14 protein-coding genes and 1 pseudogene are annotated in these 12,788 nt (G+C 75.0%); 9 read left to right on the plus strand and 6 right to left on the minus strand.

All coding sequences use genetic code 11. From position 1 onward, the window contains the following. The first annotated feature begins 181 nt into the window (after positions 1-181). The gene (locus ACFVXG_RS36510) at positions 182-859 is read left to right on the plus strand and encodes a DUF6461 domain-containing protein (protein ID WP_387934019.1); all 678 of its coding nucleotides are present in this window, start codon (positions 182-184) and stop codon (positions 857-859) included. Between the two features lie 323 nt (positions 860-1,182). On the opposite strand, the gene ACFVXG_RS36515 is transcribed toward ACFVXG_RS36510, so the two are convergent. The 3 genes from ACFVXG_RS36515 to ACFVXG_RS36525 form a co-directional block, all read right to left on the minus strand. Next, a complete protein-coding gene (locus ACFVXG_RS36515; protein ID WP_387934021.1) occupies positions 1,183-1,782 on the minus strand; it encodes an HAAS signaling domain-containing protein in 600 nt (199 codons plus the stop codon). Then, positions 1,779-2,165: a PadR family transcriptional regulator gene (locus ACFVXG_RS36520; protein ID WP_387934022.1), complete on the minus strand. Its 387-nt coding sequence runs from the start codon at positions 2,163-2,165 to the stop codon at positions 1,779-1,781. The genes ACFVXG_RS36515 and ACFVXG_RS36520 overlap by 4 nt, the downstream gene beginning before the upstream one ends. Positions 2,166-2,296: 131 nt before the next feature. Next, positions 2,297-3,031, minus strand: coding sequence for an NUDIX domain-containing protein (locus ACFVXG_RS36525; protein WP_387934024.1), 735 nt, complete (start codon positions 3,029-3,031; stop codon positions 2,297-2,299). A 449-nt stretch (positions 3,032-3,480) separates the two neighbouring features. Here ACFVXG_RS36525 and ACFVXG_RS36530 point away from each other — a divergent pair, with 449 nt between their 5' ends. Together ACFVXG_RS36530 and ACFVXG_RS36535 are read left to right on the plus strand one after the other, a co-directional pair. Next, positions 3,481-5,052: an alpha/beta hydrolase gene (locus ACFVXG_RS36530; protein WP_387934026.1), complete on the plus strand. Its 1,572-nt coding sequence runs from the start codon at positions 3,481-3,483 to the stop codon at positions 5,050-5,052. Positions 5,053-5,179: 127 nt separating this feature from the next. Further along, positions 5,180-5,824 carry a DsbA family protein gene (locus ACFVXG_RS36535; protein WP_387934028.1) on the plus strand — a complete coding sequence of 215 codons (645 nt, stop codon included), beginning with the start codon at positions 5,180-5,182 and terminating at the stop codon, positions 5,822-5,824. A gap of 129 nt (positions 5,825-5,953) precedes the next feature. Here ACFVXG_RS36535 and ACFVXG_RS36540 read toward each other — a convergent pair whose 3' ends face one another. Then, positions 5,954-6,262 carry a PadR family transcriptional regulator gene (locus tag ACFVXG_RS36540; RefSeq protein WP_387934030.1) on the minus strand — a complete coding sequence of 103 codons (309 nt, stop codon included), beginning with the start codon at positions 6,260-6,262 and terminating at the stop codon, positions 5,954-5,956. Between the two features lie 110 nt (positions 6,263-6,372). On the opposite strand from ACFVXG_RS36540, the gene ACFVXG_RS36545 reads away from it, so the two are divergent. The 4 genes from ACFVXG_RS36545 to nadE all read left to right on the plus strand — a co-directional run bounded on the left by ACFVXG_RS36545 (position 6,373) and on the right by nadE (position 10,648). Then, positions 6,373-6,651, plus strand: a complete 279-nt coding sequence (locus ACFVXG_RS36545; protein WP_387934032.1) for a hypothetical protein — start codon at positions 6,373-6,375, stop codon at positions 6,649-6,651. After that, positions 6,648-7,508 carry a hypothetical protein gene (locus ACFVXG_RS36550; RefSeq protein WP_387934033.1) on the plus strand — a complete coding sequence of 287 codons (861 nt, stop codon included), beginning with the start codon at positions 6,648-6,650 and terminating at the stop codon, positions 7,506-7,508. Before ACFVXG_RS36545 ends, ACFVXG_RS36550 begins: the two co-directional genes overlap by 4 nt. 199 nt (positions 7,509-7,707) lie before the next feature. Next, positions 7,708-9,705, plus strand: coding sequence for an ATP-dependent zinc metalloprotease FtsH (ftsH, locus tag ACFVXG_RS36555; protein ID WP_387934035.1), 1,998 nt, complete (start codon positions 7,708-7,710; stop codon positions 9,703-9,705). Between the two features lie 103 nt (positions 9,706-9,808). After that, complete coding sequence (nadE, locus tag ACFVXG_RS36560; RefSeq protein WP_387934037.1) at positions 9,809-10,648, plus strand: ammonia-dependent NAD(+) synthetase; 840 nt, start codon at positions 9,809-9,811, stop codon at positions 10,646-10,648. A 174-nt stretch (positions 10,649-10,822) separates the two neighbouring features. Here the strand turns inward: nadE and ACFVXG_RS36565 are convergent. After that, positions 10,823-10,981: pseudogene (locus ACFVXG_RS36565) on the minus strand (IS481 family transposase); the annotation flags it as partial. A gap of 65 nt (positions 10,982-11,046) precedes the next feature. Continuing rightward, on the minus strand, positions 11,047-11,394 hold the full coding sequence (locus tag ACFVXG_RS36570) for a hypothetical protein (RefSeq protein WP_387934039.1): 348 nt from the start codon (positions 11,392-11,394) through the stop codon (positions 11,047-11,049). A 91-nt stretch (positions 11,395-11,485) separates the two neighbouring features. Here ACFVXG_RS36570 and ACFVXG_RS36575 point away from each other — a divergent pair, with 91 nt between their 5' ends. Together ACFVXG_RS36575 and ACFVXG_RS36580 are read left to right on the plus strand one after the other, a co-directional pair. Next, positions 11,486-11,953, plus strand: coding sequence for an SAM-dependent methyltransferase (locus ACFVXG_RS36575; RefSeq protein ID WP_387934139.1), 468 nt, complete (start codon positions 11,486-11,488; stop codon positions 11,951-11,953). A 3-nt stretch (positions 11,954-11,956) separates the two neighbouring features. Then, complete coding sequence (locus ACFVXG_RS36580) at positions 11,957-12,730, plus strand: SDR family NAD(P)-dependent oxidoreductase (protein ID WP_387934041.1); 774 nt, start codon at positions 11,957-11,959, stop codon at positions 12,728-12,730. The last annotated feature ends 58 nt before the right edge of the window (positions 12,731-12,788 follow it).

The raw sequence follows: 12,788 nt of genomic DNA on the forward strand, positions 1-12,788 counted from the left end.
CGTGGTCCGGGCAGGACGTGGCCGTCAGGTCAGGGGGCAGAGGCGGCACGCCCCAGGTGGGTTCCTCGTCGTGGCCGTCCTCCGTCGTCCGGCCGTTCGCCGTTGGATGTCGGCGATCTCCGTTAGGGTGCGGACCGGCTGCGCCTGGCCATCGCAGGCCCGGCGCGAGGGGAGGGGCGTCATGATCGGCGTCATCGGCGAGGGTTCGCGCGGGGCTGAGGAACGGGGCGGTGACGGCATCCAGTGGCTGGCGGACACCGATGGCGAAGTGGCGGGAGTGGTGTTCGCCCGCGGGATCCCGCCCGAGGAACTCGCCCGCCGGATGGGGGCCGACCCGGCTGCCGCCACCGGGCCGATCAGTGGGCGGGAGATCTGGGACCTGGACATCGAGACGTACCGACCCGGTGACGACGGCGACGGCGTGATCCGGGTCGGCGAGCAGGACGGCTGGTCCTTCGCGATCGAGTACGGGGACTCCACCGGCGGCGAACTGCTCACCGAGATAGCGCGCGAGGGCGCGGAGGTGGTGCACTTCCGGCCGATGCCGGAGCAGCCGCCCGCCCTGCTCGACTACGCCCGGGACGGCGCCGTGCTGTGCGGCTTCGGCCTGGGGCAGGAGCGGTGGCGGTGGGGCCAGGAACCCGACCTGCTGGTACCGGAGTTGATCGCCGCGAACGTCCTGGAGGCCGACGGCGTCACCCCCTGCACCCCCGGGCTCGGGCCCGCCACCGGAGTCCGGCGGCGGACCCTCGGCGCGGTCGGGCGGCACTTCGGGCTGCGCCTGCCGCGGGGCGTCCTGGGCGAGCTGCGGCTGCCGGCGTACGTGGTGCGCGGCAGGCCGGAGCTGGAACCGCGCTGAGCCCGGCAGGGGCGGGAACGGCAACCTGGTCGGCGGCGCGGACGACAGCAGCGACGACGACGGCAGCGCGGACGACGGCGGCGCGATGGTGATGACGGGCGTGGCGGTCATGACGGTCATGGCGGGACTCCTCCCCGGGGCCCCACCAGCGGGGCCCCGATGACCGTCATCCTCGCCCGCCGTCCGCCGCCCGCACATGTGCCGATCGGGAGGTTCCAGCGAGCGGAACTCCCGGCCAGGGGTGCTGATCGGCCCAGGTGCAAAGCGGCCCGCCCGCCGGGGGAGAGGCGTTCCGCTGCTGAGCGGTGACGTGCCCCCGGGACTCAGGCGGGGAGGCCCGCCGTGCGCACCCGGGCGGCGGCGCGGGACAGTCGGAGCGCGGCGATCGGGCTCGGGCAGAAGCCCAGGGCGCAGGCGGCGAGCAGGGCGCCGGGGGTCAGGCCGCCGGAGAGGAGCGAGACCGCCACCGCCATCGCGGGGGTGAGCAGCAGCGGGGAGACCAGGAGCAGGGTGGCCTGCCGCTTCTCCCGCCGCGTCCACTGGCGGGACCTGGTCACCCGGACGGCGGCGACGACGGCCACGACGAATCCGAGCACGGGCCCGGCGACCGGGACCAGGGAGACCGGCAGGGCCAGGACGGCGAGGCCCAGGGTGAGGTTCGTCCAGCCGGCCGTCTCGGGGGCGGGCGGCGTCTGCCCCTCCTCGGCGAGGGCGGCGTCGGCGATCTGCCGGGGGGTGCCGAGCTGCGCCAGGACGGCGCGGACGGCGTCCTCGTCGAGCGGGGTGTCGGTGAGCGAGACCTCGATGTGCTCGCGCAGGTCGGCCAGCAGCTCGCGGCGGCGCTCGGGCGGGAGGGTGGCGGTGCCGCGGGCGACCGCGTCGAGGTGGGCGCGGACCAGGGGGTGCTCGAGGGGGTTGTTCACGGGTGCTCTCCCGGGGTGAGGACGTGGTCGACGGTGGCGCGGAAGGCGGGCCAGAGCGCGGTGAACTCCGCGAGCGCGTCCCGCCCCGCTTCGGTGAGGGTGTAGTACCGGCGGGACGGGCCGCTGGCCGAGTCGCGCAGGAAGGTGTCGGCGAGCCCGGCGCGGCGCAGCCGGGACAGCAGCGGGTAGATGGTGCCCTGGCTGGTCGCCAGCATCGGGTACCGGCCGAGCTCCTGGAGCAGCTCGACCCCGTAGCGCGGGCCGTCGCGCAGCAGCGCGAGGACGCAGTACTCCAGGACGCCCTTGCGCAGCTGGGTCGCGACCGGGCCGTCGGGTGTGCCGGGCTCGTCGTCGCCGTCCGGGCTTGTGATGCCAGGTACCATGCAATGCAAGATAGCAGGCGAAGCAAGGTAGTGGCGAGGCGACACGAGGGGCGGGTCCGGACCCCGGAACCGAGGCTGCGGTGCGAGCCCGGGAGCGCGCCCAGGGGCGGGAGCGGCGACCCGCGGGCCCGCTAGCCCTCCCGCCGCACCGGCCGCCAGCCGGCCAGGTGCTCGGCGAGGACGGCGCCCGGGTCCGCCGTGGTCTCGCGCAGCGCCACCATCGCGGCCGTGATCACGTCGCACAGCTCGCCCTGCAGCTCGGCCACGGTGTGGCTGACGCCCTTGCGCGGGTTGGCGCCGAGCACGCCGAGCAGGGCCTCGGCCACCTCCCCGGCCTCCTCCTGGATCTTCACCACCTGCAGCGGCAGCAACGGCAGGCCGATGCTCGCCCGGTGCTCGGAGATGTGGCGGTGGATGTCGTCGACCACCGCCCACTCCGGGGTGCGCCCGACCGCCAGCCGTGCCTCCAACTGGCGCAGGTACCCCTTGAGCGCGGGCGGCAGCTTCATCCGCTGCGCCTCGGCGAACGGGACCAGCCGCAGCTCCTGGCCCTCGCCGAGGACCAGCTCCGCCGGGTCGACGTCGACCAGGGCGTGGAAGGCGCGCCGCCGGTGGCCCTGCGGGTCGGTCGCCGCCAGTACGGGGTGGAAGGGGCGCAGCCCGGGCACGTCCAGTCCGGTCTCCTCGCGCAGTTCGCGCACCGCCGTCCGGTACGGCGTCTCGCCGGGTTCGCGGTGGCCGCCGGGGACCACCCAGTGGGCGGGCCACGGGATGTCCGGCTTGTCGTCGCGCAGTTGGAGCAGGACCTCCTGTCGGCTGGTGGTGATGAAGACGTCCACGCTGACGAAATCGGTGTCGGTGCTCAATGCGCTCTCCGTATCCACGATGCCTGCGACATCCACGCGATGCCCGCGATCCGCCGTCGAACCGCCCGCCGTCGAACCGTCCGCCGTCCGTCCGCCGTCGAACCGTCCGCCGTCGAACCGCCCGCCGTCCACCCGCCGTCCGCCCGCGGTCCGTCCACGACCGACCCCGGCCCGGGCCGTGCGGTGCGCCGGCGGCCGGCGGTAAGGCTGCCACCCCGTGGCCCGGTTGAACCCTCACCCGGTCGGCGGGTGGCAGTTCGTCCGGCGCACGCCCCCCGTCCGGGGACTCCGGCAGGCGTCGCCGGGCCCCGGCCCCTAGGGTCTGTGGTGCGCCGACGGTGCCGAGCGCCGGGGCGTACGCCTCCCCGACGCACCAGGCGTACGCCGTCCTGCCACGCGCCGGTGCACTCGGCACCACCGCCCGGCCGACCCGAGAGGTGGACCGCCCCATGCCCTCCGTCGTCCGCGGCGCCGGCGCGCTCGGCCTGGCCGCGCTGCTGCTCGCCCCCGCCTCCGGTTGCCAGGGCGGCAGCCCGTCCGCGGCCGAACCCGCGCCCACCTCCCCGGTCACCGGCGCGAGCGCCACCGGCCTGGCCGCCCAGCGACTGGACTGGCGGGCCTGCCCGGCCCCGAGCACGGCGCAGGGCGGCGGCACCGCGCCCGCGAGCGACTGGCAGTGCGCCACCCTCAAGGCCCCGCTGGACCACGCCAAGCCGGACGGGGGGACCATCGACCTCGCGCTGATCCGCACCAAGGCCAAGGACGAACAGCACCGGATCGGCTCGCTGTTGTTCAACTTCGGTGGCCCAGGCGCCTCCGGTGTGGCCACCCTGCCCGCCCTGGCGCCCGCCTACGCCTCCCTCAACACCCGCTACGACCTGGTGAGTTTCGACCCGCGCGGGGTCGGCGACAGCGCCGGGGTGAAGTGCCTGGACGACCGGGGGATGGACGCCAACGCCGCCGTCGACAGCACCCCGGACACCCCCGCCGAGGTCAAGGCCCTGGACGACAGCAACGCGCAGTTCGCCGCCGCCTGCGAGCACAACTCCGGCCCGGTGCTGCCCTACGTGGACACCGAGAGCGCCGCCCGGGACCTCGACCTGATGCGGCAGGTGCTCGGCGACCAGAAGCTCTCCTACTTCGGCATCAGCTACGGCACCCAGCTCGGCGGCGTCTACGCGCACCTGTTCCCGAAGGAGGTCGGCCGGGTCGTCCTGGACTCGGTCGTCGACCCGACGAAGGACCCGGAGCAGAGCGCGCTCGGTCAGGCCCAGGGCTTCCAACTCGCCCTCGACGACTTCATGAAGGCCTGCGCCACCCAGGAGGCGGCCGCCTGTCCGACCGGCACCGGCGGCGCCGAGGGCACCGCCCGGATCACCGACCTGCTGCAGAAGCTCGCGCAGGCGCCGCTGCCCACCAGCAGCGGACGGAAGTTGACCGAGAGCCTGGCCGTCACCGGGATCGCCGGTGCCCTGTACAGCCAGCAGACCTGGCCCGCGCTGGCCGCCGGGCTCACCGAGGCGATGCAGGCGGGCACCGGCGACACCCTCCTCCAGCTCGCCGACTCGCTGCTCGGGCGCGACCCGCAGGGCCACTACAACAACCTCAACGCGGCCAACCGGGCGATCAGTTGCGTGGACGCGCGGCAGCGCTACTCCGACCAGGACGTGGCACAGCAGCTGCCGCAGTTCCGCACCGCCTCCCCGGTCTTCGGCGCCTTCACCGCCTGGGGCCTCACCGGCTGCACCGGCTGGCCCGTCCCGGGCAAGGCCGACTACCCGGAGGTCGCGGCCCCCGGTGCCGCCCCGATCCTGGTGGTGGGCACCACCGGGGACCCGGCCACCCCGGTCGAGGGCGCCCGTACGATGGCGCAGCAGCTGGGCGCGGGGGTCGGCATCACCGTCACCCTCAACGGCGAGGGGCACGGCGGGTACAACACCGGCAACCCGTGCCTGATGAAGGCCGTGGACGCCTACTTGCTGGACGGTACGGTGCCGGCCGACGGGACCACGTGCAGCTGAGGACCGACCGGCCCCGGGGTTGAGGACGGGACCGGGCGGAGCAGCCGCCGGGACGGACAAGTGGCCCATTGCGGAAGTATTCGATTGGCCCTGCGCAATGGTCCAATCGACCCCTAAGATCATCCGTGTGAACAAGCACGCGAACGCGAACGAGAACCCGAACGAGCACACCCCCAAGGTCGACTTCTACTTCGACCCCGTCTGCCCCTTCGCCTGGATCACCTCCCGGTGGATCCTGGAGGTCGCCCGCCAGCGCGAACTCGACCTCACCTTCCGGGTGATGAGCCTGTCCGTCCTCAACGAGGGCCGCACCGACCTGCCGGAGCGCTACCAGCGCCTGATGACCACCGGCTGGGGCCCCGTCCGGGTCTGCATCGCCGCCGCCGAACAGCACGGCGAGCACGTGCTGCGCGACCTGTACACCGAGCTCGGCACCCGGTTCCACGACCAGGACCGGGAGGCCGACGACACCGTCATCCGCGAGGCCCTGGTCGCCGCCGGGCTGCCCGAGGAGCTCGCCGAGGCGGCCAACAGCACCGCGTACGACATCGCGCTGCGCAAGAGCCACCACGAGGGCATGGACCCGGTCGGCGAGGAGGTCGGCACGCCGACCATCCACGTGGACGGCACGGCCTTCTTCGGCCCGGTGCTGAGCGCCATCCCGCGCGGCGAGGACGCGCTGCGGGTCTTCGAGGGCGTCCGGCTGCTGGCCGGCTACCCGAAGTTCTTCGAGCTCAAGCGGACCCGGACGGGGTCGCTCGACTTCTCCTGATCCTGCCCGCCCCGCCGTTCCGCCGGCGCTGCTCGTTCCTGATCCGCCCCGTCCGGGGACGGCCGACCACGGCCGCTCCGGGCGGGGCGGTCGGCTTTCCGGCCCTGGTCCCGGTCCCTGCCCCGCCCGCTACGCCGGGCTCGCCCCGAGGCTGGCCAGCCCGGCGGCGGCCACCTTCGCCATCGACCGCAGCTCTCGTTCCAGCACCTGCCGACCCTGCGGCGTCAGCCGTACGGGCCGCTGGCGCGGCGGGGTGTCGGCGGCCTCGGCGGGCTCGACCAGCTGCTTGGCCTCGAGGCGGGTGAGCGCCCCGTAGAGGCTGCCGGGACCGAGCTTCTGCCCGACCAGCCGCTCGATCGCCGCATTGACGGCGTAGCCGTGCAGCGGGCCGTCCGCCAGTGCGCAGAGCACCAGCGTCTGGGCGTCGTACGCCTGCATGGAAGGTCACTCCCTCGGGTGCTGCGGTGTCGCCCCCACGATACTCAGTGACACGTACTACGCGGCAAGTACTACGTGGCAAGTACTACGTGGCGTGTACTATCTCGGGCATGGTCGAGCAGAACACACCTGCGGCCGAACGCGGCGCGGGGGCGGGGCAGTTGACGGGCGTACGGGCGTGGCTCCCGATCGCCGCGTGGCTGGTGCTGGTCGGGCTGGTGGCCGTACGGCTGCCGGCCGGGGTGCTGGGCACGCTCGGGCGGGTCCTGCCGGCCGAGCGCCGGCTGGCGGAGCAGGTGGCGCCCGGCGTTCCTTTGCTGCCGGATCTGCCGGATCTGCTCCTGCGGAATCCGCCGCTGCGGAACGGGAAGAGCGGTGGGTGGCGATGAGCACGACGCAGGTCCGGGCACTGTGGAGCGCCCTCGCGCTTGCGGTGGCGTTCACCGGCTTCGCCTACGCGACCACCCAGGCGAGGGCGCTGCGGGCGGCCAGCCCCTGGCAGGCGGATCCGTACGACGCGGTGGTGTCCTTCACGCTGTTCCTGGTCCCCGCGCTCGCCGGGCTGACCGCCGTACGGGCCCGGCTCTGCCGGGGCGGCGGGCCGCAGCCGGGGTACCGGGTGGACCAGCTGCTGCGGGCGGCCCGGCTGGGCGCGGCCCTGGTCGCGGTGACCGTGGCCACCGATGCGACGGCCGCGGCGCTGCGCGCGGAGCACGAGCGGTGGGACGGCCGCACTGCCTGGCTGATCGCGGCCCTGCTGCCGCTGGCCGCAGGCGCCGCCCGGTGCCTGGCCGGGCTGCGGCGCGCCGCCCGGGAGCTGCCGCCGGGGGAGCGGCGGCGGCCGGGCGGGGACTGGCTGAACGACCTCGCCCTGCTCGCCGCGCCGCTGGTGGACCTCGGGGCCGCCACCCGCTTCCTGCGCCGCCACATCGTGGCCGCGGCGGCGGCGCTGAGCGGGTCGGCCGCGGCGCTGGTGGTGGCCGGGCAGGCGGTCGGCGAGGGCTGGCCCGGCGGCTGGCTGGTCCTGGTCGAAGTCACCGTGTTCGCCGCCGGGTTCTTCGCGTTCTGCCTGCTCAGCGACGCCCTGCTGCGGATCGCCGCCCCGGCCCGACCGCCGGGCGCCGCCCGGGCCGCCGCCTTCGCGGCCGCGCTGGCGGTACCGGTGAGCGGGGCCTGCGGGCGGCGGTGTGGTCGTTGGCCGGGCTGCCGGGCCGGGTGGACACGCCGGTCAGGCTGCTGGTGCTGATGGCGGCGTGCGCGCTGCTCGCGGGTGCCGTGACGCTGGGCGTCCTACGGGCGCGGGGGTTCCGGTGAGCGAGCAGGCCAGAGCGGGACCGGGTGCTCTCGGGCTCCCGTCCCGGGCCGCCGGGGTCGACTATGGAGGGGTGGCCCCGAGCAGGGTTCCGGGTGAGGCCCCGGCGGCGCCCGAGAGGCGGTGAGCGCGGATGATCGTCCGAACGCGGCTGCGTGCCGCCCGCCACCCCGCGACCCCGCCCGGAGGGGGCAAGGGCCCGGGCCCCGGCGGGTGGGGCGGCCCCGGTCGCGGGCCGGGCCAGGGCCCCGGCGGCACCCCGCCCAAGCCGCCCCCTCCCGCGCTGCGCCGCTGGCTGCTGCCCGTCGCCGTGCTGGCGACCCTGCTGCTCCTGGTCCTGCTCGCCAAGCCCAGCCCGACCGGCACCCGCTACGGCTACAGCGACCTGCTCACCCGGGTGGACGCCGGCCAGGTGCAGACCGTGGACGTCAACGACAACGGCGGCGTGTCCGGCACCCTCAAGGACGGCACCCACTTCACCAGCCAGATCCCCACCGCCCTGGACACCTCCCAGCTCAGCAAGGCGCTCTCGGACCAGCACGTGAACATCACCGGCAGCCGCTCCGGCGGGGGCAGCTCGATCTGGTCGACCCTGCTGCTGTTCCTGCCGCTGCTGATCTTCGGCGGGCTGTTCCTCTGGTCCGGCCGGCTGGCCGCGCGCTCGCTCGGCGGCGGGCTGAGCGCCATCGGCCGCTCCCGGGCGAAGATCATCGAGGCCGAGCGGCCCGACACCGGCTTCGCCGACGTCGCGGGATACGAGGGGGTGAAGCAGGAGGTCAGCGAGGTGGTCGACTTCCTGCGCAGCCCGGAGCGGTACGCCGCCGCGGGCGCCAAGGGGCCGCGCGGGGTGATCATGGTCGGCCCGCCGGGCACCGGCAAGACGCTGCTCGCCCGGGCGGTCGCCGGCGAGGCCTCGGTGCCGTTCCTGTCCGTGACCGGCTCCGGCTTCGTCGAGATGTTCGTCGGCGTCGGCGCCTCCCGGGTCCGCGACCTCTTCGAGGAGGCCCGCAAACGGGCGCCGTCCATCATCTTCATCGACGAGATCGACGCCGTCGGCGGCCGCCGCGCGGGCGGCACCCGGATCGGCGGCAACGACGAGCGCGAGCAGACCCTCAACCAGCTGCTCTCCGAGATGGACGGCTTCGACACCAGCACCGGCATCGTCGTCATCGCCGCCACCAACCGGCCGGACGCCCTCGACCCGGCCCTGCTGCGCCCCGGCCGCTTCGACCGGCAGGTCGTCGTGCCGCTGCCCAACCAGGCCGAGCGGGCCGCCATCCTCGCCGTGCACACCCGCGGCAAGACCCTCGCCCCGGACGCCGACCTGGACCGGATCGCCCGCGGCACCCCCGGCTTCTCCGGCGCCGACCTCGCCAACCTGGTCAACGAGGCCGCCATCAACGCCGTGCGCGCCGACCGGGCCACCCTCACCGCCGCCGACCTCGACGACGCCCGCGACCGGGTGCTGCTCGGCCGCCGGGAGTCCTCCAACGCGCTGCTGCCCGAGGAACGGCACTCCGTCGCCGTGCACGAGTCCGGGCACGCGCTGATGGCCGCGCTGTGCGAGCACGCCGACCCGGTCGCCAAGGTGACCATCCTCCCGGCCGGGGTCGCCCTCGGCGCCACCGAGCAACTCCCCGAGGCGGAACGGCACCTGTACAGCGAGAGCTACCTGCTCGACCTGCTGACCGTGCAGCTCGGCGGGCGCGCCGCCGAACTGGTGGTCTTCGGCGAGGGCTCGACCGGCGCCGCCAACGACCTCGCCAACGCCACCTCGGTGGCCACCCGGATGGTCCGCGAGTTCGGCCTCTCCCCGGACCTCGGCCCGGTCGGCTACTCCAGCGGCTCCTCGCAGTACCTCGGCGACCACCCCGACGACCTGCTGCGCCGCCCGTACTCCGAGCAGACCCAGCGCGCGGTGGACGAGGCGGTGGCCGCGCTGCTGCGCGGCGCCGAGCGCCGGGCCGTCGGGCTGCTGCGCGAACACCGGCACCACCTGGACGAGTTGGCGACTTTGCTGGTCGCCCGGGAGACGGTGGACGGCGGCGTGGTGCTCGAGATCCTGGGGCACCCGGCGCCGGAGGCCGACCGGCCGCCGGGCCCGGGGGAGCCGCCGGGCGCGGCGTCCTGAAGGGCGATGACGGGCGAGCCGTGACCGGACGCCCGGGGCCGCCGCAGGCCCGGCCGCGGCCCGGGTGGATGATGTCGTGGTACCGACCCGAAGGAGCCCGACCATGACCGAACCCCTGCCCGCGGACGTCCAGCGCGAGATCGCCCTGGCCCTCGGGGTGCTGCCCGTCACCGACCCCGCGAAGGAGGCCGAGCGCCGGATCGCCTTCCTCGCCGACCAGCTGCGGGCCTCGGGTGCGCGCAGCCTGGTGCTGGGCATCAGCGGCGGCGTGGACTCCACCACCACCGGGCGGCTCTGCCAGCTCGCCGTCGAGCGGCTGCGCACCGAGGGCCACCAGGTGTCCTTCACGGCGATGCGGCTGCCCTACGGCGTCCAGGCCGACGAGGCGGACGCCCAGCGCGCCCTCGACTTCATCCGGGCCGACGAGGTGCTGACCGTCGACGTCAAGCCCGCCACCGACGCCGCCTTCGACGCCCTGCTGACGGCCGGGCTCACCTTCCGCGACCACGCCCACGAGGACTTCGTGCGCGGCAACGTCAAGGCCCGCCAGCGGATGGTCGTCCAGTACGCGGCCGCGGGCGCCGCCGGCGGCCTGGTGGTCGGCACCGACCACGCGGCCGAGGCGGCCGTCGGCTTCTTCACCAAGTTCGGCGACGGCGCGGCCGACGTGATGCCGCTCTCCGGCCTGACGAAGCGTCAGGTCCGTGCGGTGGCCGCCCACTTGGGGGCGCCGGACGAGCTGGTCGGCAAGGTCCCCACCGCGGACCTGGAGAACCTCGCCCCCGGCAAGCCCGACGAGGACGCCCTCGGTGTCGAGTACGACGCCCTGGACGACTTCCTGGAGGGCCGCCCGGTCAGCGAGCAGGTCTTCGAGACCGTCCTCGGCCACTACCGCCGCACCGAGCACAAGCGCGCCCTGCCGGCCACCCCGGCCCAGGCGTGACCGACCCGGACACCCGGACGGGGCGCGCGGCCGGGTCGGTTCTCGGGGCAGCGGCGGGCGACGCCCTCGGCGCGCCGTCGCGGCGTTCCTGCTCGGTGCGGTAGGGCCTGGCGTAGGCGAAGAATTCGTTCGCCCGGTGCCAGGACGCGGCGGCGGTCTCCTTGCGCTCGTCGGTTTGATGTCGACGTGGACCAGTTCGCCCGGTGCGGCGCGTTCGTAGCGCCGCACCGGGCGGGCGGTGGCGCGGTCGAGGTGTGCGAGGCGGTAGCGGACCAGGACCCGGTGGACGGTGGCCGGGTTGAGGCGGAGCAGGTGGACGATGCGGGCCGGGCTCCGGTGGCCGGGTGCTGTGGGCGGCCGAACTGGTGGCGATGGCGGCGGAGTTGGCGGCCTGAGCGTCAGAAGGTCGGGCGGGTCGGGTGGGTGGCCAGTGCGGCGAACAGGGCCAGTGGGATCAGGACGTGCGAGGCCAGCGCGCTGAGCATCGCGTAGCGCCAGCGCCGGTGTGGTGTGGAGCCCTGGCCCGCGATCGCGACGCCGAGCAGCGCGGCGAAGAGCACGGCCCCGGCCAGGGCGGCGGTCTGGACCACCGCCGCCCGGTGCTCCACTGCCGTCTGCTCGCCGGCCCAGCGCCAGATCCGGGTCAGCAGGAAGGCGTCCAGCCCCGCCGTGAGGACGCCGAACACCGCTGCGCCGACCGCGTCGCCGCTCTCCCCGCCCACGCCCTTGATCCCCGCGTCCGTCATTGCCCCGGCCCCCCTTGATCGTTCCCGTGTACGGCTCGCTACCGTACCGACTGAACGGTTCGACGCCGAAGGGGGAGGCAGCATGGCTGACATGACGGTGCGTCCGGTAGCCCACGTGGTCGGTGGGCGGGAGGACGTGCGGGACGACGGGTGGGGGAGCGTCGGGGCGGTGATCCGGCTGGACGGCGGGCGGTTCACCGAGGAGGCGCTGTACGGGCTGGCGGACTTCTCGCACCTGGAGGTGGTCTACCACTTCGACCGGGTCCCCGAGGCGAAGGTCGAGACCGGCGCGCGGCACCCGCGCGGCAACACCGACTGGCCGCTGGTGGGCATCTTCGCCCAGCGCGGCAAGAACCGTCCCAACCGGATCGGGGTCTCGCGCTGCGAGCTGGTCCGGGTGGACGGCCTGGACGTGCACGTCACCGGGCTGGACGCGGTGGCCGGGACGCCGGTGCTGGACATCAAGCCCTACCTGGCCGAGTTCGGCCCGCGCGGTGGGGTCCGGCAGCCCGCGTGGTCGACGGAGCTGATGCGCGCCTACTACGACGCGGAGGCCTGAGCGGTGACGGAGCGCCGGGAGCGGCTCGCGGTGGTGTCCGGCGGCGGGACCGGGATCGGCCGGGCGATCGCCGCCCGGCTGGCCGGGGACGGGTACCGGGTGGTGGTCCTCGGGCGCCGGGCGGCGGTGCTGGAGGAGGCCCGGGCGCAGATCGAGCGCAGCGCCGGGCCGGGGGCGGTGGTGCCGCTGGCGGGTGATCTGGCGGATCCGGCGGCGGTCGAACGGGTGGCCGCCCGGATCGCCGGACTCGGGCCGGTGGACGTGCTGGTGAACAACGCGGGCGCGATCATCACCCCGCCCGAGGACGACGGCCTGGCCGCCCTGGCCGCGTCCTGGCGGCGGGACCTGGACACCAATCTGCTGACCGCCGTGCTGCTGACCACCGCGCTCCAGGGCGTGCTGCGCCGACCGGGCGGCCGGCTGGTGGTGATCAGCTCGGCGGCCGCCCAGCGCGGTGGCGCGGGCCCGCACTCGGCGGGTTCGTACGCGGCGGCGAAGGCGGCGCTGCACGGCTGGGCGTTCGGTCTGGCGCGGCAGTTGGGGCCGGACGGGATCACGGTGAACGTGCTGGCGCCGGGCTACGTGGTGGACACCGAGATCTTCGGCGCCGACTGGAACGAGGAGTTCCACGCCCGGAAGGTCGCGGACACCCTGGTCGGCCGGGCCGGCACCCCCGGGGACGTGGCCGAGGCGGTGGCCTACATCGCCTCCCCGGCGGCCGGCTACCTCACCGGTCAGGTGATCGGGTTGAACGGCGGCGCCGTGCTGGGCAGATGAGCGGATGAGCAGATGAACCGTCTGAACCGTTCATCGGACGTCTACCGCCCCCGCCTAC

This window comes from Kitasatospora sp. NPDC058162, assembly GCF_042884005.1.
GTDB lineage: Bacteria > Actinomycetota > Actinomycetes > Streptomycetales > Streptomycetaceae > Kitasatospora.